Annotated in this window: 28 protein-coding genes and 2 pseudogenes; 11 read left to right on the top strand and 19 right to left on the bottom strand. The window is 65.7% G+C overall.

Translation table 11 applies throughout. The annotated features are described in order from the left end of the window. Both CH251_RS28150 and CH251_RS16500 read left to right on the top strand, forming a co-directional pair. Positions 1–269: pseudogene (locus CH251_RS28150) on the top strand (hypothetical protein); the annotation flags it as partial. Between the two features lie 47 nt (positions 270–316). Then, complete coding sequence (locus CH251_RS16500) at positions 317–1,186, top strand: 1,4-dihydroxy-2-naphthoate polyprenyltransferase (RefSeq protein WP_094614069.1); 870 nt, start codon at positions 317–319, stop codon at positions 1,184–1,186. Here CH251_RS16500 and CH251_RS16495 read toward each other — a convergent pair. From CH251_RS16495 to CH251_RS16475, 5 genes are all read right to left on the bottom strand, one after another. Beyond that, positions 1,183–1,563 carry a phage holin family protein gene (locus CH251_RS16495; RefSeq protein WP_094614068.1) on the bottom strand — a complete coding sequence of 127 codons (381 nt, stop codon included), beginning with the start codon at positions 1,561–1,563 and terminating at the stop codon, positions 1,183–1,185. The two genes, CH251_RS16500 and CH251_RS16495, sit on opposite strands and share 4 nt — an antisense overlap. A gap of 32 nt (positions 1,564–1,595) precedes the next feature. After that, entirely contained in the window at positions 1,596–2,105 is a 510-nt protein-coding gene (locus tag CH251_RS16490) for a Clp protease N-terminal domain-containing protein (RefSeq protein ID WP_094614067.1), read from the bottom strand. Positions 2,106–2,110: 5 nt separating this feature from the next. Continuing rightward, the gene (locus CH251_RS16485; protein WP_094614066.1) at positions 2,111–2,326 is read right to left on the bottom strand and encodes a helix-turn-helix domain-containing protein; all 216 of its coding nucleotides are present in this window, start codon (positions 2,324–2,326) and stop codon (positions 2,111–2,113) included. Between the two features lie 66 nt (positions 2,327–2,392). Continuing rightward, a complete protein-coding gene (locus tag CH251_RS16480) occupies positions 2,393–2,737 on the bottom strand; it encodes a nitroreductase/quinone reductase family protein (protein WP_094614116.1) in 345 nt (114 codons plus the stop codon). A gap of 67 nt (positions 2,738–2,804) precedes the next feature. Next, a complete protein-coding gene (locus CH251_RS16475; RefSeq protein ID WP_094614115.1) occupies positions 2,805–3,305 on the bottom strand; it encodes a MarR family winged helix-turn-helix transcriptional regulator in 501 nt (166 codons plus the stop codon). Positions 3,306–3,382: 77 nt separating this feature from the next. On the opposite strand from CH251_RS16475, the gene CH251_RS16470 reads away from it, so the two are divergent. The 4 genes from CH251_RS16470 to CH251_RS16455 all read left to right on the top strand — a co-directional run bounded on the left by CH251_RS16470 (position 3,383) and on the right by CH251_RS16455 (position 8,570). Next, positions 3,383–4,291 carry an NAD(P)/FAD-dependent oxidoreductase gene (locus CH251_RS16470; RefSeq protein ID WP_094614065.1) on the top strand — a complete coding sequence of 303 codons (909 nt, stop codon included), beginning with the start codon at positions 3,383–3,385 and terminating at the stop codon, positions 4,289–4,291. A 69-nt stretch (positions 4,292–4,360) separates the two neighbouring features. Beyond that, positions 4,361–5,767 (top strand): HNH endonuclease signature motif containing protein, encoded by a 1,407-nt coding sequence (locus CH251_RS16465; RefSeq protein ID WP_143544976.1) that lies wholly within the window; start codon positions 4,361–4,363, stop codon positions 5,765–5,767. Positions 5,768–5,793: 26 nt separating this feature from the next. Then, a complete protein-coding gene (pepN, locus tag CH251_RS16460; RefSeq protein WP_094614063.1) occupies positions 5,794–8,253 on the top strand; it encodes an aminopeptidase N in 2,460 nt (819 codons plus the stop codon). Positions 8,254–8,258: 5 nt separating this feature from the next. Next, a complete protein-coding gene (locus tag CH251_RS16455; protein WP_094614114.1) occupies positions 8,259–8,570 on the top strand; it encodes a hypothetical protein in 312 nt (103 codons plus the stop codon). Between the two features lie 6 nt (positions 8,571–8,576). Here CH251_RS16455 and CH251_RS16450 read toward each other — a convergent pair whose 3' ends face one another. Beyond that, complete coding sequence (locus tag CH251_RS16450) at positions 8,577–9,659, bottom strand: PLP-dependent cysteine synthase family protein (protein WP_094614062.1); 1,083 nt, start codon at positions 9,657–9,659, stop codon at positions 8,577–8,579. Next, entirely contained in the window at positions 9,656–10,039 is a 384-nt protein-coding gene (locus CH251_RS16445) for a DUF4229 domain-containing protein (protein WP_094614061.1), read from the bottom strand. Before CH251_RS16445 ends, CH251_RS16450 begins: the two co-directional genes overlap by 4 nt. Before the next feature lie 168 nt (positions 10,040–10,207). On the opposite strand from CH251_RS16445, the gene CH251_RS16440 reads away from it, so the two are divergent. Together CH251_RS16440 and CH251_RS16435 are read left to right on the top strand one after the other, a co-directional pair. Continuing rightward, a complete protein-coding gene (locus tag CH251_RS16440; protein ID WP_008713732.1) occupies positions 10,208–10,423 on the top strand; it encodes a BldC family transcriptional regulator in 216 nt (71 codons plus the stop codon). A gap of 136 nt (positions 10,424–10,559) precedes the next feature. Beyond that, on the top strand, positions 10,560–10,757 hold the full coding sequence (locus CH251_RS16435) for a hypothetical protein (RefSeq protein WP_032393904.1): 198 nt from the start codon (positions 10,560–10,562) through the stop codon (positions 10,755–10,757). A gap of 13 nt (positions 10,758–10,770) precedes the next feature. On the opposite strand, the gene CH251_RS16430 is transcribed toward CH251_RS16435, so the two are convergent. From CH251_RS16430 to CH251_RS16395, 8 genes are all read right to left on the bottom strand, one after another. Further along, positions 10,771–12,543: an AAA family ATPase gene (locus CH251_RS16430; RefSeq protein WP_373454959.1), complete on the bottom strand. Its 1,773-nt coding sequence runs from the start codon at positions 12,541–12,543 to the stop codon at positions 10,771–10,773. A gap of 120 nt (positions 12,544–12,663) precedes the next feature. Beyond that, positions 12,664–13,629 carry a c-type cytochrome biogenesis protein CcsB gene (ccsB, locus tag CH251_RS16425; RefSeq protein ID WP_094614060.1) on the bottom strand — a complete coding sequence of 322 codons (966 nt, stop codon included), beginning with the start codon at positions 13,627–13,629 and terminating at the stop codon, positions 12,664–12,666. Positions 13,630–13,632: 3 nt separating this feature from the next. Next, complete coding sequence (locus CH251_RS16420) at positions 13,633–15,252, bottom strand: cytochrome c biogenesis protein ResB (RefSeq protein WP_094614059.1); 1,620 nt, start codon at positions 15,250–15,252, stop codon at positions 13,633–13,635. After that, positions 15,249–16,067: a cytochrome c biogenesis CcdA family protein gene (locus tag CH251_RS16415; RefSeq protein WP_373454958.1), complete on the bottom strand. Its 819-nt coding sequence runs from the start codon at positions 16,065–16,067 to the stop codon at positions 15,249–15,251. The genes CH251_RS16420 and CH251_RS16415 overlap by 4 nt, the downstream gene beginning before the upstream one ends. Next, the gene (locus CH251_RS16410) at positions 16,064–16,651 is read right to left on the bottom strand and encodes a TlpA disulfide reductase family protein (RefSeq protein WP_094614058.1); all 588 of its coding nucleotides are present in this window, start codon (positions 16,649–16,651) and stop codon (positions 16,064–16,066) included. The genes CH251_RS16415 and CH251_RS16410 overlap by 4 nt, the downstream gene beginning before the upstream one ends. After that, entirely contained in the window at positions 16,644–17,306 is a 663-nt protein-coding gene (locus CH251_RS16405; RefSeq protein WP_094614057.1) for a histidine phosphatase family protein, read from the bottom strand. The genes CH251_RS16410 and CH251_RS16405 overlap by 8 nt, the downstream gene beginning before the upstream one ends. Positions 17,307–17,358: 52 nt before the next feature. Next, a complete protein-coding gene (hemL, locus tag CH251_RS16400; protein WP_094614056.1) occupies positions 17,359–18,678 on the bottom strand; it encodes a glutamate-1-semialdehyde 2,1-aminomutase in 1,320 nt (439 codons plus the stop codon). Between the two features lie 68 nt (positions 18,679–18,746). Beyond that, positions 18,747–19,178 carry a DUF1707 domain-containing protein gene (locus tag CH251_RS16395; RefSeq protein ID WP_094614055.1) on the bottom strand — a complete coding sequence of 144 codons (432 nt, stop codon included), beginning with the start codon at positions 19,176–19,178 and terminating at the stop codon, positions 18,747–18,749. A 76-nt stretch (positions 19,179–19,254) separates the two neighbouring features. Between CH251_RS16395 and CH251_RS16390 the strand changes: the two genes are divergently transcribed. Then, positions 19,255–19,788, top strand: a complete 534-nt coding sequence (locus tag CH251_RS16390) for a pyridoxamine 5'-phosphate oxidase family protein (RefSeq protein ID WP_094614054.1) — start codon at positions 19,255–19,257, stop codon at positions 19,786–19,788. Between the two features lie 44 nt (positions 19,789–19,832). On the opposite strand, the gene CH251_RS16385 is transcribed toward CH251_RS16390, so the two are convergent. The 4 genes and pseudogenes from CH251_RS16385 to CH251_RS16370 form a co-directional block, all read right to left on the bottom strand. Continuing rightward, on the bottom strand, positions 19,833–20,417 hold the full coding sequence (locus CH251_RS16385; RefSeq protein ID WP_094614053.1) for a hypothetical protein: 585 nt from the start codon (positions 20,415–20,417) through the stop codon (positions 19,833–19,835). A gap of 42 nt (positions 20,418–20,459) precedes the next feature. Continuing rightward, positions 20,460–21,157, bottom strand: a pseudogene (bioD, locus tag CH251_RS16380) (dethiobiotin synthase). After that, entirely contained in the window at positions 21,154–22,287 is a 1,134-nt protein-coding gene (locus tag CH251_RS16375) for an 8-amino-7-oxononanoate synthase (protein WP_094614052.1), read from the bottom strand. Before CH251_RS16375 ends, bioD begins: the two are co-directional and overlap by 4 nt. 24 nt (positions 22,288–22,311) lie before the next feature. After that, positions 22,312–23,586, bottom strand: a complete 1,275-nt coding sequence (locus CH251_RS16370; RefSeq protein ID WP_373454957.1) for an adenosylmethionine--8-amino-7-oxononanoate transaminase — start codon at positions 23,584–23,586, stop codon at positions 22,312–22,314. Between the two features lie 84 nt (positions 23,587–23,670). On the opposite strand from CH251_RS16370, the gene CH251_RS16365 reads away from it, so the two are divergent. Both CH251_RS16365 and CH251_RS16360 read left to right on the top strand, forming a co-directional pair. After that, on the top strand, positions 23,671–25,014 hold the full coding sequence (locus CH251_RS16365) for a serine hydrolase (protein ID WP_094614051.1): 1,344 nt from the start codon (positions 23,671–23,673) through the stop codon (positions 25,012–25,014). Positions 25,015–25,060: 46 nt separating this feature from the next. Then, entirely contained in the window at positions 25,061–25,267 is a 207-nt protein-coding gene (locus tag CH251_RS16360) for an inositol 2-dehydrogenase (protein ID WP_094614050.1), read from the top strand. Positions 25,268–25,272 lie beyond the last annotated feature (5 nt).

Genomic DNA, 25,272 nt, shown 5'->3' with positions numbered 1-25,272 from the left:
GACCCGCAGCCAGGACCAGTCCGGCCACTGCGCCGATTGCGAAGCAGCCGATGGCCGCCTTCTTGACGGCCCCGGCGGACGCGGCCTTGGAGCCGACCACCACCGCGCCTCCACCCGCTGCCGCCGATTCCGCGCCCTACGTGCAGTACCAGCAGCCGCACTACTACCCGCCGGCACCTCCGCCTGCACCCACGGTGCCCCTGCCCCAGATTCCTGGTGTCCAGATGCCCGTCATCCCGCTGCCGGTATTGCCGCGCCTACCGTTCTGACCGGCCGCGTTCTCACCCGTCGGACAGATACGGAAAGATCGTCGCTCATGGCCACCACTGCGCAATGGATCGAAGGCGCGCGACCGCGCACACTCCCGAATGCGATCGCCCCCGTCCTCGTCGGCACCGGTGCGGCCGTGTCGCTGGACGGAGGAGTGTGGTGGAAGGCGCTGTTGGCGTTGATCGTCTCGCTGGCTCTGATCGTGGGCGTCAACTTCGCCAACGACTACTCCGACGGAATCCGCGGCACCGACGACGATCGAGTCGGGCCACTGAGACTGGTCGGCTCCAAGGCCGCGTCCGCCGGGGCCGTCAAGAAGGCGGCCATCGGCTGCTTCGCAATCGGCGCAGTGGCCGGACTGGTCCTGGCTGCGACCAGCGCATGGTGGCTGGTCATCGTCGGACTCGTCTGCATCGCCGGTGCCTGGTACTACACCGGGGGCTCGAAGCCGTACGGCTACAGCGGTTTCGGTGAGATCGCCGTGTTCGTGTTCTTCGGTCTCGTTGCCGTGCTCGGCACCCAGTTCGTGCAGGCCGAGCAGATCGACTGGGCAGGTGTGCTGGCTGCCGTTGCCGTCGGCTCGTTCTCGAGTGCAGTGCTCGTCGCCAACAACCTCCGTGACATCCCCACCGATACCGAGTCGGGAAAGCTCACGCTCGCAGTGCGATTGGGCGACGCCCGCACTCGCTACCTGCATCTCGCGCTGCTGGTGGTGCCGTTCGCGATGACCGTCGCTCTGATCGCGCGCACCCCGTGGGCACTGGTCGGCCTGCTCGCGCTTCCCTTCGCCGCTCGCGCGAATTCCCCGGTGCGCAAGGGAGCTCACGGATTCGAGCTGATTCCGGCACTGCGCGATTCGGGCCTGGCGATGCTCGTCTGGGGCGCGAGCACCGGCGTGGCGTTGGCTTTCGCCTAACGCTTGTCGGGCACCAACGCGCCCAGCAGAAAGTTCACGATCGAGATGATGATCGCGCCCCAGAACGCGGCGGCGAACCCGACGATCTCGAGACCGTAGCCGGTCTGCGACGACAGCCAGCCCGTCAACAACAGCATCAACGCGTTGATCACGAGAGTGAACAACCCGAGCGTCAGAATCAGCAACGGCAGTGACAGCAGCTTCACCAGCGGCTTGATGAACGCATTGACGATCGTCAACACGGCCGCGATACCCAGCAGCACCACGATGTCCCACCCGTCGCCGCGCCCCGAACTGGTGACAGTGATCCCGTCCACGAATTCTTTGGCAACCCAAATGGCAACGGCGTTGATCACGAGCCGAATCAAGAAGTTCATGGCGCCATCGTAGAGTCGCGGACGGCCGAGAGCTACGGCGTACGAACGAGCGAGACAATCGATCGCAACTGCTGGAGCGAACAATGCTGATGCACCAGTTCGGTGAATGACCGATCGGCACCGCGAACCAAACCGAGAAGAACATGCTCGACGCCGATCTCGCGGTCCCGTCGTTCGACGGCTTCCTTCAGCGACAGCTTCAACACTTCCTTCGCCGATGGGCCGAAAGGGAGATGATGCGGTGACGCCTGTGCGCCCTTCAGCGCACCCGGCCCGAGAGTGGAGTCGATCGTCGAGACGATAGCGTCCAGGTCGATTCCGAGGGACTTCAGCGCACGCGCATCCTGGGACTGCACGTCCGCGAGCACTCCGTCGACGGTGAACCCGGCCGCGCCGAGCGCCGTCTTCAGTGGCTCGTCGGCGACGGACAGCGCGCCGAGAAACAGATGGACAGGCTCGACTCGGGGCGAACGCAGCGCCCCGGCCTGACCCTGAGCGCTGATGACGACAGATCTGGCCGACTTGGTGAATCGCTCGAACATGGTGCCTACCTTGCCTTTCCGCCGTGCTTCTTGTGGACTGCCTGCCTGCTGACTCCGAGCGAGTCGGCGATTGCCTGCCAGGCCCAGCCGTTGCGTCGAGCATTCTGGACCTGAACGGCCTCCAGGCGCTCCAACAACCGCCGAAGAGCGGCTACCGCACGCAGCCCCTCCCCCGGATCGGAACTGGCGGCTGCGGCAGCAAGTGCAGTGGCTTCGGTCATGATGTCAATCTAAATTGACAGACCGACACATGTCAACCTTTGTTGACGCAACAGCCAACGGCGCAGTCAGCGATCCAAAGCGATGTCGACAGTCACCCGCCCGCGATCGTCGCGGGTCGCCGTCGCCAGGCCTGTGTGGTGAACGCCGCCGAGGTCGACGTCGACGCGACCGCCGCCATCGTTCGTGAAGTTTCGCCACCAGTTCTTTTTGTCCGGCATAGCCACCCGGACTTTCAGGTGATCACCTTTCCGGCCGATAGCCAGTGGTAGTGAGATCTTCTTGCCGGACTTTCGGCCGGTGTAGGTCAGGATCCCCATCGAACGTCCGAGAACCCTGTCGAGTACGGGCGCTTTCATCACGACCATGAAAACCCTGTTGAACGCTGCTGCCGATTTCTGGAAGGTGTTCACTTCGCCTCCTTCGGAGTCCCCCTGCACGTGATGCAAAGCGTAGCGGCGTTGTTGCTCGATGGCATCGTCACTGCGAGGACACAGCGTCATCCATCGACTCGGCCAATACGTCCAGCGCTTCGAGGACTTGCATCCGTCGCGCACCCAATGCGTCGAACAATCGGCCGTGAGCTGCAAGCTCGCGCGGAAAGACCTCGTCCACAACATCTTTGCCCGCATCGGTCAACGTGATCGAGGCAGACCTCCGATCCTCGGCATTCTGGACGCGCTCGAGGAAGCCGCGACGTTCGAGCTTCCCCAACGCCTTGCTGACTCCGGCGCGAGTCATACCGAGCAGCTCCGCCAGCCGCACCGCCGTCGCGGGCTCGACCGCGTGGCGAAGCGGCACCATCAATTCCATCTCGGCCACGGTGACGTCGGCGGCGTCGTAGATCGGTTCGACGGCCAGCTCGAGCAGCGCGACGATGCGCTTGATCTGGGCCACCACCTGCATCGGCGACGTGTCCAGCTCGGGGTCGAACTCGGCCCACCGGGCGCAGGTCAGTTCACGAAGCGATGCGTCGGTCATCGTCACCACCAATATTGTTAACCAGTTGACAGTTCTGTTATCTTCGGATCCTAGCCCATCGACTTCGAGGAGCCCTCTTGACGTACGACACCGTGGTGGTCGGCGGCGGACCCGCCGGGCTCAGTGCCGCAACACTATTGGCCCGCGCTCGCCGGCGAGTGGTCCTGATCGACGCCGGGCATCCACGCAATGCGCCTGCCGATCATCTTCACGGTTTCCTCTCGCGTGATGGCGCATCGCCGCAGGAATTACACGAGGAGGGAATCCGGGAAGTGCTCCGCTACGGCGGGGAGTTGTTGCAGGGCAACGTAACCCGTGTCGACGGCGGATTCACGGTCCACCTCGAGAGTGGATCGGTCCTGGATTCGAGGTCGGTGCTGGTGGCCACCGGTCTCCGCGACGAGCTGCCCGACATTCCGGGCGCACGCGAGCACTGGAGCTCAGGGGTACTGCATTGCCCGTACTGCCACGGCTACGAGGTGCGAGATCGACCCATTGCCGTGATCGGCGGATCGAATCGACCGTTCACCGTCCATCAGGCCTCGCTGATTCGCCAATGGTCCTCGGACGTCATCTTTTTCACCAACGGGATCGAGCTGACCGAAGACGAACGGATCGCACTCGACGCGCGATCGGTCGGAATCGTGGATGTCCCCGTCTCTCGGCTCCTCACGCAGGACGGCAGCGTCGCCGGCGTCGAACTCACCGACGGCAGCCTCGTTCCCAGAGCTGTCGTCTTCGTCGGCCCGACGTTCGTGCCCAACGACGCTCTCCTCATCCGGATCGGCTGCGCGCGACTGGACAGCGGATGGGTGGCAACCGAACCGACCGGCCGCACCAGCGTGGACGGACTGTGGGCAGCGGGGAATGTCTCGGATTCGCCGGCACAACTGATCAATTCCGCGGCAGCAGGCTCTCGGGCAGCGATCGACATCAATCACTACCTACTCGCTCTCGATATCGCCCTGGCTGTTCGCTCGCGCTGAGTGCCTCGACCAGGGGCGACAGAACTTGTCGGTGGCCGGTTCTACACTTCTCGGCATCGGGTCGAATGCGTGTTCGGCCCTTCGTCGCTGGGGGGTGACATGGGGCTACGCAAGTCGACGTGGATGGCGGACGATCACTCTGCTCTCGCCGACGTTCTCGGTGCGCGCAGAAGGATCAACGCTGCTGCCGCATCGGAACTGTCGCTCATGGACGACTATGTTCGCGGCCGAACGGCATGCGCATCGCCGTGGGACACCGGCGTGACAGAAAAGGATCTCTACAGCTCGGCGATCTGCGAGTTGGCAGCGGCAATGTCGTCCACCTTCGCGTCGGTCAACAACAAGGTGCAGATGTGGCGCCGATTGCAGCCATCGGTGAAGCGTCGATTCGTCGACGGTTCGCTCGATATGGAGCGGGTCAGGACGATTCACGATCACTTGCTCCACGCTCGTCCGACCACGGTGGTCGACATCGAAGCCGAGGTTCTCAAGGCCGCCAGAGAGATGGCTCCGGGCGCTCTGGGGCGCGAAATCGATCGACTGCTCATCGAGGCCGATCCGGATTGGGACCGCGAAGTGCGCAAGCGTGCCGCGCGCACGGAGAAGCGAATCCGGTTGCGGAGACGAGCACGGGGACTGTCCAGTCTCACCACGGTGATGACCGACGGTGAAGCCGACGAACAGATTTCACGGATCGACGCCGTGATCGCGCGACTACACCCGGAGGATCCTCGATCCCCTGATCAACGACGAGGCGAAGCACACAATGCGTTGATGCGCGGCGAGACACTGGTGTGCCAGTGTGCACCGTGCCTGACCGCTCGTGGTGACGTCGCGATTCCCGAATCCGAAGAGCCGCAGCCCACTGGCGCGACCGAGGCGTCGGCCGGCGACACAGCCGACGAGACATCAAGCGCGAGTGCTGAATCCGTGCCCCAACGGCCGGTTCGGCCGGTCAGGCAACCGTCACCGGCCACGCAACCACCCGAGGACACAGCACAACCCAAGGACACGGCACAACCCGACGAGGCATCGCCGCCGGGCGTTGCCTCGCGCTTGCGGCCGGGAGGAGGGACGCTGATCGAGCGTTGGCGGTCAGTCGTCGAGAGCAATCCCCTCGGCGAGCACGCGCTCTACCCCGACGGACATGGAGGCATGACGGTTCCGCCCCCGGGGGCACTGTCCTACAAGCCGAGTAGGGCACTCGCGGCGCGGGTTCGCGCAGACCATCCGTACTGCCTGCATCCTGGATGCGACGTGCCTTCGGACCGATGCGACCTCGACCACATCGTCGAGTTCGATCGGCAGAATCCGGAGCGAGGGGGCTGGACGATCCCGACGAACATCGGCCCCCGCTGTCGACTCCACCACAACCTGAAAACGTGCAAACTGTGGCACACCGAATTACTACCGGAAGGGGTGCTGCACATCGTCGATCCACTCGGACGCCACTACTTCACTGCACCGACCCTGTGAAGATTCGATCGCATAGGGTTGGTTCGGTGAGCACCGCGAATCTGACCCGGACCGAAACTCGCAGGCGATCGCGCCACATCGGTGGGGTGAAGTATCGCGTTCACCTGGATCTTCTGCGCGCGGAGGACACGGACCTCGACACCTTCGAGACCGTGACGAACATCGAATTCGACGCGACCACCGCTGCGACATGGGTGGATTTCATCGGCGAAGCAGTCGTCGAGGTCACCGTCAACGGCATCGACGCGGCGATCGATTACGACGGCGCACGCATTCGACTGGTCGGACTCACCGAGCACAACATCGTTCGGATTCGCGCGCACGGACGGTACAGCCGGTCGGGTGAAGGGTTGCATCGATTCGTCGATCCCGTCGACGACAACGTCTATCTCTACACGCAGTACGAGCCGGCCGATGCGCGCCGAGTGTTCGCGAACTTCGAGCAACCGGACCTCAAAGCCCCCTTCACTCTGACGGTCACGGCTCCACCGACGTGGACCGTGCTGTCGAACCGCGAGGGAGTCACTGCCGACACGGTCACCACCTTCGCGCCGACCCTACCGATATCGACCTACATCACTGCAGTTGCGGCCGGTCCGTATCACCGCGTCCAATCGTCCTGGACGCGAGGCGAACTCACCGTCCCTCTCGGCGCGTATTGTCGAGCCTCGCTCTCCGAATTCTTCGACGCCGAGGATATCTTCGACATCACGAAGCGTGGCCTGGACTTCTTTCACGACAAGTTCGACTACCCGTACCCCTTCGGAAAGTACGACCAGATCTTCGTCCCCGAATACAACCTCGGCGCGATGGAGAATCCAGGGCTCGTCACGTTCACCGAATCGTATGTATTCCGTTCTGCGGCAACCGAAGCCCAATACGAGGCCCGCGCCAACACGATTCTGCACGAGATGGCGCACATGTGGTTCGGTGACCTCGTCACGATGCAGTGGTGGGACGACCTGTGGCTCAAGGAATCCTTCGCGGACTTCATGGGTGCGTACGCGTCGGCCGAGGCGACCCGATTCACCGATGCCTGGGTCAGTTTCGCGAACCGCCGGAAAGCGTGGGCCTACCTACAGGACCAGCTCCCGACCACCCACCCGATCGTCGCCGACATCACCGACCTCGAGGCCGCCAAGCTCAACTTCGACGGCATCACCTACGCGAAGGGGGCGAGCGTCCTCAAACAACTCGGGGCGTTCGTGGGTGCCGACGCCTTCTTCGCCGCTTCCCGCAACTACTTTCGAGCCCACGCTTTCGGCAATACGACGCTGACCGATCTGCTGAGCGAGATGTCCAGCGCGAGCGGGCGCGACCTCGACACCTGGGCCGCAGCATGGCTGCAGACCACCGGCGTCTCCACGCTCAGCTACACCGGCGATGCCGTCGAGCAGACAGATCCGCGGCCGCACCGAATTGCCGTCGGGCTCTACGATCTCGACGAGGCGGGGAATCTGACGAGAACCCACCGCCGAGAACTCGACATCACCGATGCACGAACGCCGGTCGACTTGCCCGATGCCGCACTGGTACTGCTCAACGACGACGACCTGACGTATGCCAAGATCCGATTCGACGAGCGCTCGACTACCACCGTGCGGAACCACCTCGATCGCATCGTCGATCCCCTTGCCCGAGGCCTGGTGTGGTCAGCACTGTGGAACTCCACCCGCGACGCCGAGATGTCTGCACTCGAATACATCGACATCGCAACCAGATTCGCGCCCAACGAGCCCAAGATCGGCCTACTGTCGGCAGTCACGGCCAACGTGGCATACGCCCTGGAGCATTACCTCCCGGAGGACCGCCGAGCCGAACCGACCCGGCAGTGGCTCGAGGCGTCGTGGACGCAACTGCATGCGAGCGAGCCGGGCAGCGATGCCCAGTTGGTGTGGGGTCGAGCCACCGCCGCCGCGGCGCAACTCGACGGTTCCCGCGCAGCCGACCTGCGCGCACTTCTCGACGGCACGGCGACGGTGCCAGGCCTACGTCTCGATCCCGATCAGCGCTGGTCGTTCTGGCTGGCCCTGGCCGCAACCGGGAACGCGACCTCGGCCGAGCTCGACGCCGAGCTGGCCTCCGACGACACCTTGTCGGGACGCACCGCACACACCGCGGCGTCGACGGCGATACCCGTTGCCGAGGTCAAGGCGAGGGCGTGGGCTGCCATCACCGAGCGCGACGATGCGTCCAACGATGTTCTCGACGCCTTCATCACCGGCTTCGGGGCCGGGCACCGACCGGACCTGACTAAGCCCTACGACATTCGGTACTTCGAGGTCATCTCGTCGCTGTGGACCTCGCGCAGTATCGAGATCGCGAGGCGAATCGTCGTCCGCCTGTTCCCGCAGCAGTCGTCGACAGAGGCAGCGGACAGTTGGCTCACCGAGCACGAATGGGCACCGGCTGCCCTGCGGCGCTTGGTGATCGAGCAACGAGACCACCTGGCGAGGAACCTGCGGGTGCAGGCGCGGCTAGGGTGATGATCATGCCCACCAACGACACTCGCCGCTCGCTCGCCACGTCCGCGCTCGCTGCCGGCGGTCTGCTCGGCGGCTTCGCCGTTGCCCGGCAGTCACACAATCGTCAGCTCGGCGGAGCGGTGCTCGCAGCTGTCGGGGTGGCATGCACGATCCGTTGGCAGAAATCCTCGGGTTCGGCCCGTGCCGGTGCCTTGCTCGGGACCTACCTCGTCGCGTTCGGTGCCTCGCACCCGCTCGCCAAGAAGATCGGTGCCTGGCCGGCGGTCACCGCGGTGTCTGCTGCAACGGCAGCGGCATCGATGGCGGTGAGCAAGTAGGTCGCCTCAGAGCACCCCGGTACGAATGAACCGTTCCAGCGCTGCCGTTGCTCCGTCGAGGTCCATGCCCTGGTTCGAGACCCAGGCGTCGTCGAAGTAGGTCTGCGAATATCGATCTCCACCGTCGCACAGCAGTGTCACCACGCTCCCGCTGCGGCCTGCGGCGATCATTTCCGCGATCAATCCGAAGGCACCCCAGATGTTGGTGCCCGTCGAACCGCCCACCCGTTTGCCGAGTGCGTTTGAGGTGAATCGTGCGGCGGCCACGGAGGCGGCGTCGGGCACCGCGATCATCCGATCGATCACCTGGCCGACGAACGAGGGTTCGACGCGCGGTCGACCGATGCCCTCGATGCGGGAGGACAGCCCTGTTTCGTAACCCGCGTCTCCGGACTCGTAGCCGCCGATGAACGCCGAATTCTCGGGGTCGACCACTGCCAGTTGCGTTGCGTGCCTGCGATATCGGATGTAGCGGCCGATGGTGGCGCTGGTTCCACCGGTTCCTGCACCGACGACCACCCAGTCGGGAATGGGGCATTCCTCGAGCCGCAACTGGTCGAAGATGGACTCGGCGATGTTGTTGTTTCCGCGCCAGTCGGTGGCTCGTTCGGCGTGCGTGAACTGGTCCATGTAGTGGCTGTCGGGCTCAGCCGCGAGTCGATGCGCTTCGGTGTACATCTCGCCGGGCTTGTCGACGAAGTGACATCTTCCGCCGTGGGACTCGATGAGTGCGATCTTGGCCGGGCTTGTGCTCCGTGGCATCACGGCGACGAATTTCAATCCGAGCAGTCCGGCGAAATACGCTTCACTGACCGCAGTGGAGCCCGACGAAGCCTCGATCACCGTGGTGCGTTCGGTGACCCAGCCGTTGCAGATTGCGTACAGAAAGAGCGACCGAGCCAGCCGATGCTTCAGGCTGCCGGTGATGTGCGTCGACTCGTCCTTGAGGTACAGCGAGATCCCCCAGGCCGCGGGGAGGGGGTAGCGCAACAGATGTGTGTCCGCGCTGCGCTGGGAATCGGCCTCGATCAACCGGACTGCGTTGTCGACCCACGCCCGAGATCCCGAGTGATCGACCGACCTGGTCATTTCTTGCCGTCTTCACCGCGCAGCTTCGACTGCAGGTCCGCGCGCGCGGCGCGCCTGTCCTCGTCGACAGCTGCAATGGACTCGTTGACGCGGATGCGCATGTTCTTGAACAGGAGCAGCGACAGCGGTAGCGAGATCAGCACCGAGAAAATCGCGGCCACGAGTACCGGGACCTCGACGCCGAAGAGTAAACCGACCCCGACGATGACGGCCGCGATCACGACGACGAGCGCCAGTCGCGCGAAGGTGTAGACACCGAGGTTGACGGCGAGGGACTTCTTCGCCGACCTACCTGGCGCGGCATTTCCGCTGGTGGGATTGTTACTCTCGGCATTCGTCGCGTCGCTCACGGGTCCCAATCTACCGGGCTCGGCAGGCATACCGACCCAACCCCGGCATGACCGATTTGTCCATTACCTCCCCTTTACCAACCTTGTATCAGTCGAGTACCTAGGGGTTCGAGTGCAACCATGGGGACCGAACGCAGCAGACCGATATCTCCGGTTCGACGCATATGCACCGAACCGCATCGTAGGAGGACACGACAGATGAGCGCACCCACATTTCACAAGGCTCAGGACTCACTTCTCACGCCGGGTCAGGTAGCCGCGCTTTTTCACGTCGACCCCAAGACAGTGACGCGCTGGGCCCACGCCGGGCGCCTCGGATCGCTCCGCACTCCGGGCGGGCACCGTCGATTCCGCGAGACCGAGGTCATGCAGTTGCTGACCTCTCTGACGACGGAAGCCGGCACACACCACTGATTCGCAAGCCCCGAAGGGCGATCCACCGGCGGTATCCGTACCCGTACGAACTCATCGAACATTCTCAGGAATCTTCGACGCTCGACGGGTGCGGAGGTGGTTGCATCACGGCTACCCTCGTAGTAGGAGGTGCGTCGTGATTTATCTATTGGCGTTGATCGGCTTGGTGGCAGTGATCGTGCTGTTCTGGAAGGCATTCGGACCCAGCACGCAGGCTCCACCCACCCGCACTGTCGGACCCGATGACGATCCCGATTTTCTGTGGCGAATCAACCGTGAAGCTCGCCGCGGAGGGAAAGACGGGACCGAGGCCGGCACCGAACCCAGCGAGTAGGGTCCGGTAGCTCTCAGTAGCGGTGGGTAGCGGTGGGCGCGTCGGGGAATCCTGCCGCTACCGCCGCTGCGACTTCCAACAGCGCATTCCGCGTGCGTCCACGAAGACGATCGAGTTCGATTTCCGCCCCCTCCTCGAGATGCGGGTCGAACGGGATCGTTCGCACCCGGGCGCATCGTTGCTCGAAGTGCTCGACAACCTTCTGCAGGTCGACCTTTCCGGCCCTCGGCCGAACCCCGTTGACCACCGCAACCGATGTGGCGACCAGCTCGCGATAGCCGTGCGCATCGAGCCAATCCAGCGTTGCCGACGCGCTCCGCACACCATCCACCGATCCCGAGCTGACCACCACCAGTGTGTCGGCTCCCTCGAGGATTCTTTCCATGGCCGAGTGCATCAGACCGGTGCCGCAGTCCGTGATGACGATGCTGTAGAACTTCTCGAGCAGCGACACCGCGCGGTCGTAATCCTCACCGCTGAATGCCTCCGAGGCCGCCGGGTCCGAATCGGATGCCAACACCTCCAGTCGATGCACGTTCTGCGACGTGTAGGCCCTGACATCGCTGTAGCGATCAAGAGACTGTATGTCGCGCAACAGATTACGAACGGTGGCAGCCGTCTCGAGCGGCACCTTCTGCCCCAGCGTTCCACGGTCGGGGTTGGCGTCGATAGCGATCACCCGATCACCTCGAATCTCGGCGAACGTCGAGCCGAGGGTGGCCGTCGTCGTGGTCTTGCCGACACCCCCCTTCAGCGACAGGACCGCGACACGATGGCACCCGACGAGAGGCCGATCCACCTGCGCCGTCAACACCAGGCGTCGCTGCTGGGCCGCACTGTTGCCGACGTCCACACGACCACCCGACATCAGATACAGCGCCCGACGCCACCCGGCCACCGGCGGCGCATTCCCTGACCGGACGAGCAACGAACTGCCGAGATCGAGCGAGGACACCGGCTGCGGTGCCAACTGCTCCCCCGACCGATTCGGGTCCACGGCCGGTACCGCTCCCGGTGCGACCACCAACGCGTCGCCCGGGCCTTGCCGAAGCTGCTGGGGCTGACCCGGATGCGGCTGCTCGGGCCACTGGCCGGGCTGAGGTCCCCATTGGTTCTGGGGGTTCCACTGATTCTGGGGGTTCCATTGCCCCTCCGGCGCGAACTGCCCCTGTGGGCTGCCATGGTTCTGTGGTGCCCAATAGTTCTGCGGCCCAGCTTGATTCTGCGGCCCGCCGACATTCTGCGGAGCCCACTGGTTCTGTTGCACCGGGTTCTGCGGCACCGGGTTCTGCGGCACCGGGTTCTGCGGCACCGGATTCTGCGGCGGGGTCGGTCCCGATACGACGGGCGGGCTCGCTTCGCTCGGCGTGTGTGGAGGAGTCGGTTTCACGGTCGACGCCACGGGAGTCTTCGGCGGTTCCACCGGTTTCGTGGGTGCCGCCGTTGCCGTCTTGTCTACCTCGGCCGGGGTCGCGGCGACCACGGCATCGTTACCTCCACCTTGTACCGGCTCAGATCCGTCCTTCGGTTGGGCCGCGCGCGGCGCAGGAACCGGCGGCGGTGTGGGCGCGGCCTCGGGCTGCGGCGCGGGCGGGTTCGAGATGCTCTCGGGCGGCATGGTGATGGGGGTCGATCGGAAGGGCTCCCGCGGCGGTGCGGATGTGGCCTCCGACGTCGATGCGACGACGACCGGCTCGGATCCAGGGGACGGCGCTACGTGTTCTTCGGGCACATCGTCGTCCAGAGGCCGGACGGGTTGCCAGTTGTCCTCGTGCCGATCGGCCATGACCGATTCCCCCCAGTTCGCGTCCACATCGAAGATCCGAGCTCGGATGTGTCCCCCATCGAGCCGGATCGGACGCTACCAGCTGGCAGTCCCGCGCGGAGCCTGCACAGCTGTCGAAAACTAGTTCAGACCCGCGTAGCTGTGCAGTCCCGAGACCACCATGTTGATGATGAAGAGGTTGAAGAGCATGGCGGTGAATCCGGCGATGTTGATCCAGGCGGCGCGGGTGTTGCGCCATCCGGAGGTGGCGCGGGCGTGCAGGTAGGCGGCGTAGATGATCCAGGTGATGAACGACATCGTCTCTTTGGGGTCCCAGCCCCAGAAGCGTCCCCAGGCGGCTTCGGCCCAGATTGCGCCGAGGATGACGCCGGCTCCGAAGAGCGGGAAGGCGACGATGGTCGTCTTGTAGGCGAGTCGGTCGAGGGCCTGGGCGTCGGGCAGCTTGGAGGCGAATTTGCCCCAGAAACCGACGCTTTCCTCTCCCAGGGGCTGCTTGATGCGCAGCAGGAACAGCAGGGACGCGACACCGGAGACCAGCAGGATGCCGCTGCCGACGCTGACGATGGTGACGTGGATGGGCAGCCAGTAGGAGCGCAGTGCGGGGACGACCGGTGCGGCGTCGGCGTAGAGCTTGGTGGCGGCGAAGAACATCAGCACGATGACCGGTGCGAGGACGAACACGAGCATCGGGCGCATCGTCTTCTTGCGCAGCACGATCACCGAGGTGAGGGCAGCGGCTGCGGTGGCCATGGTGACGAACTCGTACATGTTGCCGAGCGGGAAGCGGTGGGTAGCGAAACCGCGGAGCACCACCGAGGCGACGTGCAGGGCGAGAGCCGGGGCGAGCAACGCGAAGCCCATACCTGCGAGTCGCTCGGACAGCGGGCGCTTCGGCGTTTCGACGACGCGTCCCGGTCGGCTGTCGGCAACGGGGGCACCGGCACCGACGAGTTCCTTGGCCTGGGCGGCCGTCGCCTTGGCGGAGGCGTACTGGGCGATGAGCAGGACGAATGCGAGCACGTAGATGGTGAACGCTGATTCGAAGGACCAGTCGCTGTACTGCGAGAGGGTCTCGTTGATCGGCATCGGTCAGTTCTCCTGTTTCGAGGTATCGCCGAGCAGGCGGGTGCACAGGCGGTCGAACTCTTCGCCCCACCCCGCCTGATCGGTGCGTGCAAGTCCGCCGAGGTCTACTACAGTACGTCGTGCCTGGGCGTCGGCGGTGAGTCGGACCCAGATTCTGCGACGCTTGATCACCAGTGAGACGAGCAGTCCGCCCATCATCGTGAGTGCGAAGACGAGCACCCAGGTCTGAGCCGGGTCGTGCGAGACCTGAAGGTTGACGAATTCCTTCGCTCCGTCGAACGTGACGACCGTTCCGTCGCTGAGCGTCGCGGATTCTCCTGGCATCAGGTTGACGCGGTCCTGTTTCACGAGGCGTCCCTGGGCGATCATTTCCTGATCGAGCGAGAAGATGGACTGCGGCAGTCCGGTGTCGAGTCCGGTGTCGCCCTTGTAGATGTCGATGGCGACGGCGGGGTCGTTCATGGCGGGGAAGCTCGACGACAGCAGGCTGCCGTGGAACGACGCCGTCGGCGCGAACAGTCCCTCGATGGCGATCTGGTTCTTGCGCCGGTCCAAAGCGTCGGGATACAAGCCGCCGGGCGGGTCGACGCGCAGTACTCCGCTGGAGAGGAAGGTCGTGGCGTCCGTCGGCTGCCATTGGATGGTGTCGGTGCGGGTTTCGCCGTTGGGGAACGTCACGGTGAAGGTGGGTGCGTAGCCGTGGCCCTGCAGGTAGACACGGTCTCCGGCGACGCGCAGCGGATGGTTGACCTGCAGTTGGTCGTCGCGCCAGACGTTGTTCGTGAGGTCCTGGCCTGCCTGGTACTCGATGTTGGAGGTGAACATCTCGGCCTGGCCGGTGTCGAGGTAGTCGGCCGTGAAGTCCTTGACGCGCACGCACAGTGGTTCGAGGTCGGTGCCGTCGACGAGGTTGCCTGCGCGGAACGAGTCGTAGTTCGCCGGGGTCGAGGTGCAGAAGCCGGGTCCGTCGTCGGCGATGACGATGCGGTTGCCTTCGTATCCGAGCAGTTTGCCCATGGCGATGGCGGCGAGCAGTCCGACGAGCGAGAGGTGGAAGACGAGGTTGCCGAGTTCGCGGACGTAGCCCTTCTCCGCCGACAGCGTCACTGCTCCGCCGTCCTCGGTTCGCTGGGCGACGCGCCAGCCGCGCAACTGGGTGCGCACCTGTGCGGCGACCTCCTCCGGCGTTCCGTCGACGTCGTAGCGACTGTGGTGCGGCAGACGGGAGAGGTTGCGGGGCGCGCGAACGGGCTTGGTACGCAACTGCTTCGCGTGCTCGATGCAGCGCGGCAGGATGCAGCCGATGAGCGAGACGAACAGCAGCGCGTAGATCGCGGTGAACCAGAAGCTGCCGAAGACGTCGAACAGTTCGAGCCTGTCCATGATCGGGCCGAGGGTCGGGCGGTCGGCGATGTACTCGTCGACCTTGCCCGCGTTGAGGCTGCGCTGCGGCACCAAGGCACCGGGCACTGCGGCGAAGGCCAGCAGGAACAGCAGCACGAGCGCGGTTCGCATGCTGGTCAGGCCGCGCCAGGTGTTGCGGACCAGAGCCACTGCCCTGCCCAGCATCGATTGCTTGTGCGGCGGCGACGCCTCGGTACGTTCTTCGACGTCGGCGGTCATATCGGCAACACCACATCGGAGACGAAGGCGTCGCGCACCCAACCGACGAACTGATCCCAGGCACCGGTGACCAGTGCAATTCCTACTGCTATCAACATGATTCCGCCGAACACCTGTATCTGTCGTGCATGTGTACGTAGCCAGCCGACGCCTCGCAGCGCGCTGACCGAACCGAACGCGAGGATCACGAACGGTAGGCCGAGACCGAGGCAGTACGCCACGATCAGGACGACGCCACGCGCTGCCGTCGTGCCGTCGGTCCCTGCGGCCAGAGAGATGACGCCTGCGAGCGTCGGCCCGAGGCACGGAGTCCATCCGAGTGCGAAGACACCGCCGAGCAGCGGCGCTCCGGCCAGTGAGCCGATCTGCCTCGGCTCGAAGCGCACGTCGCGCTGCAGGGCCGGGATCAGTCCGACGAACACCAGGCCCATGGCGATGGTGACGACGCCGCCGATTCGCATGAGCAGTTCGCGGTTGATCGACAGGACGGAGATCGCTCCGAACACCGATGCGGTGGCGAGAACGAACACGACGGTGAATCCGAGGACGAACAGTCCCGCCGCCCCGGCCACGCGCAACCGGCCGCTGCGCACCTTCGTCTTCACCGCCGCCTCGTCGGCGCTGACGGCCGGGGCATCGGCTCCGACAACTCCGGCGAGGTACGAGAGGTATCCGGGCACCAGGGGCACCACGCACGGCGACGCGAAGGAGACGAGCCCGGCCAGCACGCAGGCTCCGAGGGCCAGGATCAGTGGCCCGGAGGCCGCGGCTTCCTGGAAACTCGCGCCGATCCCGGCCAGGTGAGTCACGTTCACTGCTGCACTGGCTCCTCGGCTGCCACACGCTCGACGACGGGTTGCAGGTCCTCGGCGAGCAGCTCCCGCAAGAACACTGCCGCGACGCGATGCTGTCGGTCGAGCACGACGGTCGTCGGAATGACGGAGGTGGGGACGCCGCCGAGCGCGTTGAGGGTGCGCATGGGCGGGTCGTAGATCGAGGAGTAGCTCACGTTGTTGCTGACGACGAAGTCCTGTGCGGCGGTCTGCGACTCGTCGCGCACGTTGATGCCGAGGAACTCGACGCCGAGGGACTTGGTGGCCTCGTAGACGTCTTCGAGGTCGTCGGCCTCGCCGCGGCACGGACCGCACCACTGACCCCAGACGTTGAGAACGACGACGTCACCGTCGTAGTCGGACAACGAGGTCGTCTTGCCCTCGGTCATCAGATCCGGCCCGGACAGTTCGCCGATGGTGCCGCGCTCGTCGGGCTCGTAGAAGATGTCGGTCTTGCCGCCGGGTGAGACGAACTGGAAAGTGCCGCCCTGCGCCACCGCGTCGGTGCCGGTCGAGCAGCCGGCGACAAGTGCCACCGCGGACACTGCGAGCAGAAACCTACGCACCGGAGATCCTCGGATCGGATGCTCCTGCGGGCTCGGAGTAGACGAGGTCCACGAGCTGATCGCCCTCGTAGACGAGCGAGGTGAGCGAGGCGAGTCCGCACTGACGATTACGCGGGTCGTGCCAGAGCCGGTCGCCCTGCAGGAATCGGCGCAGTGTCCACACCGGGAGCTGGTGGCTGACGCAGACGGCCTCGTGCCCGACGGCTTCGACGCGGGCCGCGTTGACGGCGGCGAGCATGCGGTGCGCGATCTGCAGATACGGCTCGCCCCACGACGGGGTGAAGGGATCGCGAAGCTTCCACCAGTGCCGTGGTCGGCGCAGGGCACCGTCGCCGACGGCCACGCGCAGTCCCTCGAACTCGTTGCCTGCTTCGATGAGGTTCTCGTCCTCGGCGATCGTCAGGCCGTGAGCCGCCGCGATGGGTCCGGCTGTTTCCTGTGCGCGCAGCAGCGGCGATGCCACGACGTGGGTGATGTCGTGGCCGGCGAGCGCGTCGGCCACTGCCTTGGCCTGCGACTGACCGGTCACCGAGAGCTTGAAGCCGGGCAGACGTCCGTACAGGATTCCCTTGGGGTTGTGCACCTCGCCGTGCCGGAGGACGTGCACGATGGTGCGCGTCGTCGAGTGCGGATGTGTTGCGGGGGCCTCGGTCACGTCGGGGTCCTGTTTCTCGCTAGTCGGGTGGAAGATCAGTTCTGTGTAGACGTCACAGTGGTGCGGTGGCGGCCGCTGCGGCCTTGGCGGCGGCCGGGGCCGCGTCGGCGATGATCTCGAAGGCTCGGTCGTCGAGGGCAGCGGAGACGAACCAGGCTTCGAATGCGCTCGGCGGCGGGTACACCCCGCGGGAGAGGAACGCGTGGAAGAACGCCGGGTATCGCCACGTCTGCGCGGCCTTGGCCTGCGCGTAGTCGGTGACGGGTCCATCGGCGAAGAACACACTCACCATAGTGCCCGCGAACTGCACGTGATGGGTGACGCCTTCGGCGGTCAGGGCGTCGCCGAGCAGTGTTCCGAGCCTCTGCGAGTTGGTCTGCAACTTCTCGTAGACGGCTGCGTCGGCCAGTTGCAGGCTCGTCAATCCGGCCGCGACGGCGACGGGGTTACCGCTGAGCGTGCCTGCCTGGTACACCGGTCCGGCGGGCGCGAGGTAGGCCATCACGTCCGCGCGACCGCCGAATGCGGCGGCAGGCAATCCGCCGGACATGACCTTGCCGAAGGTGTAGAGGTCGCCTGCGATTCCGTCGATGCCGTACCAACCGGAGGCGCTGACGCGGAAGCCGGTCATCACCTCGTCCATGATCAGCAGTGCGCCGTGCTCGGTCGCGAGGCGGCGCAGTCCCTCGTTGAAGCCGGTGACCGGCGGGATGGCACCCATGTTGCCTGCGGCTGCCTCGGTGATGATGCATGCGATCTGGCCGGGGTTGGCCTCGAAGGCTGCGGTGACGGCGGCGAGGTCGTTGTAGGGAACGACGATGGTGTCCGACGCCTGTGCGCCGGTGACGCCGGGGGAGGTCGGCAGTCCGAGCGTGGCGAGTCCCGAGCCCGCGTCGGCCAGCAGGGCGTCGACGTGGCCGTGGTAGCAGCCGGAGAACTTGACGATCTTGGTGCGGCCGGTGAAGCCGCGGGCCAGGCGCACCGCGCTCATGGTGGCCTCTGTGCCTGAATTCACAAGGCGAACCTGGTCGACGGGGCCGACGCGACGCACGATTTCCTCGGCCAGTTCGATTTCGCGGAGCGTGGGCGCACCGAACGACAGGCCGGTCGCGGCTGCCTTCTGGACGGCCTCGACGATGGCCGGGTGGGCGTGTCCGTGGATCATCGGACCCCAGGACGAAATGAGGTCGACGTACGACTTTCCGTCGGCATCGGTCATCGTGTATCCGCTGGCCTGCGTGATGAAGCGGGGCGTTCCGCCGACCGACGCGAAGGCGCGTACCGGCGAGTTGACGCCGCCGGGAATGACCTCGCTCGCGCGGGCGAAGAGTTGGGCCGATACGGGGGCGTCGTCGCCGGGAGAAACAGTCACGTCTTCCAGTGTCCCAGGTTCGGCGAAATCACCAACTACAGGGCGTAATAATGCGGTCGACGCCGGCCTCAGTCGTCGGTTTTCTTATCCTCGGGCATGAACACCATCGCGACCAGGATGATGCCCCAGATACCGAGGGGCCACAGAGGCCAGTAGGAGGTCGGTTCGCCGTCGGAGATCCATTGAACGGCCCAGATTCCGTTCATGACCACGGCACCACCGAGCCACCAGCGCCACTCGTCCAGATACTCCCGCCACTCGCTCGTCGTACGAGCGACATCCGTTGCCGTCGAATTCTCGGGGGCCGGCAAGTCGCGCACGACCTCGGCCAGATCACCGCGAGTCGTCGACGCCCACACCGCGTCGAGCCTTTGTTCGTACTCGACCAACGTCAAGCGGCCCTCGCTCATCGCCAGACCGAGAGTGGTCACGACGGCCTCACGTTCGTCGTTGCTCACGCGCAGGTCCGGTCGATTGTTCTTGTCGAGGTTCTTTCCCATGCACTGCCTCCCGGTACCCGTGTCCGTTTTGTCACCTTAACGGTTTAGCGAGCTACACACCGGGTAGTTGGTTTCGATGACGAACACCGAGAGAACAAGCGCCGACAACCCCGGGGACGGCGTCACGAAAGTCGCTCAATTGATGTCCGAAGCCGGGCTCTGCATGTTCACCACCGTCGGCCGGGACGGCCACCTCATCTCGCGCCCGATGGCGCTTCAGGAAGCGGAGTTCGACGGCGACCTGTGGTTCTTCGCCGCCACCGATTCCCGGAAGGTGGGCGACATCGCGGCGAACCCGACGGTCAACGTCTCGTTCCAGTCCGGTGAGGGCTGGGTGTCGCTCTCCGGTACGGCCGCGGTGGTCGAGAACCACACCAAGGCCGAGGAACTGTGGAACACCCGGGCGGCCGCGTGGTTCGAGAAGAACCCCGATTCGCGCGAGGTCGCCTTGATCCACGTGGCCGCCGAGGGGGCCGAGTACTGGTCCACCCCCGGGTCGAAGGTGTCGAACCTGTTGGCCTACGCCAAGGCGAAGATCACCAACGAGCGACCGGACCTCGGCGAGCACGAGGTCGTCGAACTCGAGTTACCGCACAATTCGACCGACTAGCCCTGCTGGTGCCGGGCTCGCCCGACGGCAGCAGGTTCTCGCCGTCAGTTCGTGCGGTGGTGTCCGTTGTCCGTGCGTGGGTCGACCGTGTCGCGGACCTTTTCCCCGGTGCTACGCGGGTCGGTGTTCGTGTGTGCGGCGGCATCGTGAGCAGCGGCGTTTCGTGTCCCGGAGTTGTGCTGACCGGGGTAGGTCTCGGCGACGTCCGCACCGCTGTGGTGCGCCTGCTCGCGATCGTCGAGCCGGCCGTTGTTGTCCGTATGTGCGGCCCTGGCACCCGATCGATGATCGACGTCCGGATCGAGTTCGTTCGCCCGGGCGAATTCGGCATCCAGCTCGTCGCGCGACTTCGCCGCTACTCCCTGGTGCGATTGAGCCTGCTGCGCGAGCTTGTCGGCCTCGGCCGCTTTGACATCCGCTTCTGCCTGGGCCCGGCGCGCCTTGGCCTCGCTTTCCCTGGCCAGCAGTTCACGCTCCTCGACGATTGCGGCATCGTCGGCTGCCTTTTCGCGAATCTCGTTCGCTTCCAACCTCTTACGTTCCTTGCCCTTGCGTGCCACGACGACGGCGAGGGCAACGACCACGAGTACGACTACTACTGCAACGATGATCCATACGGTGGTGCTCATTGGCGGACTCCCATGTTCTCGACTGCCGGACCGGCAGACGATCTATGCCGGGTACCCGAGTAAAGACTCGACAAACTCACCGAAGGCTTCGACCGCCACGGCTTCGAAGGCGCGCGATTCGAACAGGCCCGCTCCTTCCGGGATAGACGCGGTCAGTTCGATCCCCGTCACGAGTGGCAACTCGTCGCGGTTGACCCGCGCGGCCAAGCTCGGTGCGGCGGGCCACGACCCGATCACCAGACCTGCACATTCGACGCCGGCCGCCCGCGCTGCCGCAATTGTCAGTGCGCTGTGGTTGAGCGTTCCCAGCTCGGCACCGGCCACGATCACGATCGGCGCAGACACAGTCTTGGCGACGTCGAGCACGGTGAACCCTCCTGCGCCCAGACGTACCGCGACTCCGCCCGCGCCTTCGACCAACACTAGGTCGTGGGCCGCGTCGAGCGCGCGCACAGCGTCGACCACAGCCTCGAGTTCGAGCATCGGCCTGCCCGATCGGCGGGCCGCGACGTCCGGAGCCAGCGGCTCGGGGTACCGCGCCAACTCCACTCCCTGCACACCCGAAAGCGTTGCACCACATCGATATCGGCTTCGTCCGGGTAGTCACCTCCGACGCCGGTCTGCGCCGGCTTGCACACCGCGACGGACCGTCCGCCTGCCTGCGCTGCCACCGCGAGCGCCGCGGTGATCACGGTCTTGCCGACGCCGGTCGACGTTCCGGTCACGAGCAGAACCGTCACCACACAACCGCCGTACTCAACACCGCCGCGAGAACCGACGCGGCACGGTCGACATCGGAATCGGTGAGATCTGCCCGCGCGGTCAGTCGCAGTCGAGACCCGTCGGCCGGAACCGACGGTGGCCGAAAGCATCCGACGCGGACGCCGAGCTCGAGGCAGTCCCCCGCCGCGCGCACCGCACGCTGCGCGTCGCCCAGGATGACCGGAACCACTGCCGATCTCGTCGGTTCGACGCCCGCTGCGGCGGCCAGTTGCGTTGCACGTACGCCGATCGAATGGACCCGGTCGGGTTCGGCGCGTAGGACGGTCAGCGCGGCCGATGCCGCGCCGACGGAGGCGGGGGCGAGACCGGTGTCGAACACGAACGTGCGCGCACCGTGCAGCACCTGCGTGCGTACCGCTGCCGGCCCGAGCACCACTCCACCCTGCGATCCGAGGGCCTTGGACAGCGTTGCGGTGATCACCAGGTCCGGCGCTCCGGCGAGGCCCGCTTCGTGGACGGCTCCCCTGCCGCCGTCGCCGCGTACGCCCAATCCGTGTGCTTCGTCGACGACGAGCACCGCGTTCCGTCTCCGACACACCGCGTACAGCTCGGCCAGCGGCGCGAGATCGCCGTCGGTGCTGAACACCGAATCGGTCACCACGAGGGCCCGCTGCTCGGGACGCTCCCGCAACAGCTCGTCGACGTGGTCGGTGTCGCAGTGCCGAGCGACGGCCACCCGTGCCCGCGACAGTCGGCAGGCATCGATGAGCGAGGCGTGCGACGCGGCGTCGGAGATCACCAGTGCATCTCGGCCCGCCAGTGCCGTCACGATTCCGAGGTTGGCGGTGTAGCCGGAGGAGAACACCAGTCCGGCCTCGGCTCCGACGAACTCCGCGAGGTCGTCCTCGAGGCGCTCGTGCGCCGTTGTGGTGCCGGTGACCAGCCGCGATCCGGTGGATCCGCCGCCCCATCGGCGCGCAGCAGCACAGGCTCCGTCGATGACGGCCGGATGCATGGACAGGCCGAGGTAGTCGTTCGACGCCAGATCGAGGACTTCGTCCTCGGCGGTGCGGGCTGTCACGATGCGCTCGAGGCCGGCCTCGCGTCGGGCGTGCGCGGTGGCGTCGAGCCAATCCAGAGCGGTCATGGCAGCACCATACTTGAACGCCGTTCAAGTATGGTCGCGCGCCACCGCCACCATGGCATCCGCGATGGCAGCCACCTCCGCATCGGTGCAGATGAACGGCGGCATCGCGTACACCAGACGGCCGAACGGCCGCAGCCACACTCCCGCGTCGACGGCCGCTGCCGTGGCCCGCGCCATGTCCACCGGACTGTGCATCTCGACGACGCCGATGCCGCCGAGAACGCGAATGTCGGCGACTCCCGGTAGCGACCGGGCCGGCGCGAGGCCGTCGGCCAACCCCGATGTCATAGCGGCGACCTCGGCGCGCCAGTCGCGCGAGAGCAACAGCTCAACCGAGGCCACCGCAATCGCGCACGCAAGTGGATTCCCCATGAACGTCGGCCCGTGCATCAGGCCCCCGGCCTCGCCGCCCGAGACCGTCTCGGCCACCTCGGTGGTGCACAGCGTCGCCGCCAAGGTGAGATAGCCGCCGGTCAATGCCTTGCCTACGCACATGATGTCGGGCGAGACACCGGCGTGATCGGCTGCGAACAACTCTCCGGTTCGGCCGAAGCCGGTGGCGATCTCGTCGAAGATCAGCAGCACGCCGTACTCGTCGGCCATGCGGCGTAGTTTAAGCAGATAGCGGGCGTCGTGGAACCGCATCCCACCAGCGCCCTGCACGATCGGCTCGACGATGATCGCCGCCAGCTCGCTCGCGTGCTCGCTCAGTACCCGCTCGAATTCGGTCACGTAGCCGGCGTCGTACTCCACGGGCGGGGCCGGAGCGAACACCTGCTTCGCCAATACATCGGTCCACAGCGTGTGCATCCCGCCGTCCGGGTCGCACACGCTCATCGGAGCGAACGTGTCGCCGTGATAGCCGCCGCGCCAGGTCAACAGCCGTGTGCGGCCGTTCTCGCCGCGCCCACGCCAGTACTGCAACGCCATCTTCACCGCGACTTCAACCGAGACCGATCCGGAATCGGCGAGGAACACCTTGTCGAGCCCTGCGGGCGTGATGTCGACCAGCAACTCGGCCAACCTGGCCGCCGGGGCGTGCGTCAGTCCGCCGAACATGACGTGGCTCATCCGGCCCAGCTGATCGTGCGCGGCGGCGTCGAGCACCGGATGGCGGTAGCCGTGCACCGCCGCCCACCACGAGCTCATGCCGTCGACGAGTTGCCTGCCGTCGGCCAGCGTCAGTCGCACTCCCGACGCACTGTCGACCACCAGCGGCGTCGCACTCGCCGGAAACCGGCTGTAGGGGTGCCAGAGGTGATCGGAGTCGAGTCGACGGACGTCTTCGGAAGTCAGCACGCCAGAGCACACTGCCACAGCACCCGACCGGCCGTCCCGAGACTGGACGGGTGGCGAAATGTCCGAATCCACTAGCATCGCAGCATGACGACGCGCACCGTGACGAGACTCGTTGGGGTGGTCGTGGCCGCAACTCTGACGCTCACCGCCTGCGGGGGCACGTCCGCAGCGCCCGTGCCCACCACCACCGCTCCGGACTTCGTCATCGACACCTCGACTCCCGTCGGCGCACTCAACGAACGCATCCTGCGGTGGATCAACGCCGAGGAGGCGCCCGACTCCGCCGAGGTCGAGGCAATCACCGGCCCCGAGCTGGCCGAGGCCGTCGCTCCGTTGGGTGGGCTCGCCGGACCACTCGAACAGTTGCGCGCCGGCGCGCCGAACGTGGCCACGGGCTTCGAGCCCGGACCGAACTCCGGCGTCCTGCGTTTCACCACCGAAGGCATCCCGGCCACGATCACGACGTCGATCGGTGCGGACGGCAAACTCGACGGCTTCCTGGCCCGGCCGGACACTCCCACGATCTCGTCGTTCGACGATCTCGACGCGGCACTGTCGAAGGTGGCTCCGAACTACTCCTACAGCGCGTCACGGCTCAACGGCGGTGACTGCGAGTCGATCTACTCCACCAATGCCGATTCGGTACTGCCCCTCGGGTCGGTGTTCAAGCTGTACGTCCTCGGCGCGCTCACCGACGAGATCGAGGCAGGCACCGTCCGCTGGGACGAGCAGCTCACCGTTCGCGACGCCACCAAGAGCGCGCCGTCCGGCGAACTGCAGAATCTGCCCGACGGCACCAGGGTGTCGGTCCGCGACGCGGCCGAGAAGATGATCTCGTTGTCCGACAACACCGCAACGGATCTGTTGATGGATCACCTCGGCCGCGACCGAGTCGAGCGTCAGCTCTCGGTCATGGGTCATCACGATCCGTCGGTGATGACCCCGATGATGGACACTCGGCAGTTCTTCGTCATCGGGTTCGGCGATCCGAACATGCGGGCCGAGTGGTCCGAGGCCGACCCCGATTCCCGGGTCGAGTTGCTCGAGCAGGCCGATGCGAGGCCGCTCGAGATCGACTTCGAGAACTTCCTGGACAACCCGGCATCGGCCGACGGGGTCGAATGGTTCGCCAACGCGCAGGACGTCTGTGCTGCGATGGGTTACCTGGCGACGAGTGAGTCGGCCGAGGAGAACCGTCGCATCCTGGCGATCACTCCGGGAGTGCAGCTCGACGCCGCGCTGTGGCCGTATTCGGGGTTCAAGGGCGGCAGCGCTCCCGGGGATCTGGCGGGCGCGTTCCTGGCCACCGACGCCTCCGGTCAGGACTGGATCGTCACCGAGCAGTTCCGCGCCGACGGCGCGATCGATCTGATCCCGTCCAGCTACGCGTTCCTCGTCGCCCAGCAGGCTTTCGCACTGCTGAAGTGAGTGGGATTTGTAACATCGGTGTTACTGCTGCATTACACTCGCGGTCGTGGAGGCACAACACGAACCAGCCCAGTACGCGTGGCCGGAGGGCTTCAAGGAGTTCCTGGTCGGTGAGTTCACCGACTTCAGCCCCCTGGTGAACAGGGCTCTGGAGGACAACTGCGCGTCCCTGTTCCACGACGGTCCGTACGCGAAATCGGGCTTCTGGCGCACCGTCCGCGGGGTGTGGAAAGAATTCGTCTGGCCGGTCTGAGTTTC

It is taken from the genome of Rhodococcus sp. 06-462-5 (assembly GCF_002258315.1).
GTDB lineage: Bacteria > Actinomycetota > Actinomycetes > Mycobacteriales > Mycobacteriaceae > Rhodococcoides.
The sequence above is the reverse complement of the archived record's forward strand: the minus strand, read 5'-3'. Positions and strand labels throughout refer to the sequence as shown.

Excerpts from the sequence above, each read along its gene's own strand:
- CH251_RS16495 (WP_094614068.1), bottom strand. The coding sequence starts at position 1,563 with ATGAACTTCTTGATTCGGCTCGTGATCAACGCCGTTGCCATTTGGGTT.
- CH251_RS16375 (WP_094614052.1), bottom strand. The coding sequence starts at position 22,287 with ATGACCGCTCTGGATTGGCTCGACGCCACCGCGCACGCCCGACGCGAG.
- CH251_RS16365 (WP_094614051.1), top strand. The coding sequence starts at position 23,671 with ATGACGACGCGCACCGTGACGAGACTCGTTGGGGTGGTCGTGGCCGCA.
- CH251_RS16385 (WP_094614053.1), bottom strand. The coding sequence starts at position 20,417 with ATGAGCACCACCGTATGGATCATCGTTGCAGTAGTAGTCGTACTCGTG.
- CH251_RS16485 (WP_094614066.1), bottom strand. The coding sequence starts at position 2,326 with ATGACCGAAGCCACTGCACTTGCTGCCGCAGCCGCCAGTTCCGATCCG.
- CH251_RS16475 (WP_094614115.1), bottom strand. The coding sequence starts at position 3,305 with ATGACCGACGCATCGCTTCGTGAACTGACCTGCGCCCGGTGGGCCGAG.
- CH251_RS16500 (WP_094614069.1), top strand. The coding sequence starts at position 317 with ATGGCCACCACTGCGCAATGGATCGAAGGCGCGCGACCGCGCACACTC.
- CH251_RS16455 (WP_094614114.1), top strand. The coding sequence starts at position 8,259 with ATGCCCACCAACGACACTCGCCGCTCGCTCGCCACGTCCGCGCTCGCT.
- ccsB (WP_094614060.1), bottom strand. The coding sequence starts at position 13,629 with ATGCCGATCAACGAGACCCTCTCGCAGTACAGCGACTGGTCCTTCGAA.
- CH251_RS16440 (WP_008713732.1), top strand. The coding sequence starts at position 10,208 with ATGAGCGCACCCACATTTCACAAGGCTCAGGACTCACTTCTCACGCCG.
- CH251_RS16430 (WP_373454959.1), bottom strand. The coding sequence starts at position 12,543 with ATGGCCGATCGGCACGAGGACAACTGGCAACCCGTCCGGCCTCTGGAC.
- CH251_RS16490 (WP_094614067.1), bottom strand. The coding sequence starts at position 2,105 with ATGTTCGAGCGATTCACCAAGTCGGCCAGATCTGTCGTCATCAGCGCT.
- CH251_RS16395 (WP_094614055.1), bottom strand. The coding sequence starts at position 19,178 with ATGGGAAAGAACCTCGACAAGAACAATCGACCGGACCTGCGCGTGAGC.
- CH251_RS16420 (WP_094614059.1), bottom strand. The coding sequence starts at position 15,252 with ATGACCGCCGACGTCGAAGAACGTACCGAGGCGTCGCCGCCGCACAAG.
- CH251_RS16450 (WP_094614062.1), bottom strand. The coding sequence starts at position 9,659 with ATGACCAGGTCGGTCGATCACTCGGGATCTCGGGCGTGGGTCGACAAC.
- CH251_RS16445 (WP_094614061.1), bottom strand. The coding sequence starts at position 10,039 with ATGCCTGCCGAGCCCGGTAGATTGGGACCCGTGAGCGACGCGACGAAT.
- CH251_RS16390 (WP_094614054.1), top strand. The coding sequence starts at position 19,255 with ATGACGAACACCGAGAGAACAAGCGCCGACAACCCCGGGGACGGCGTC.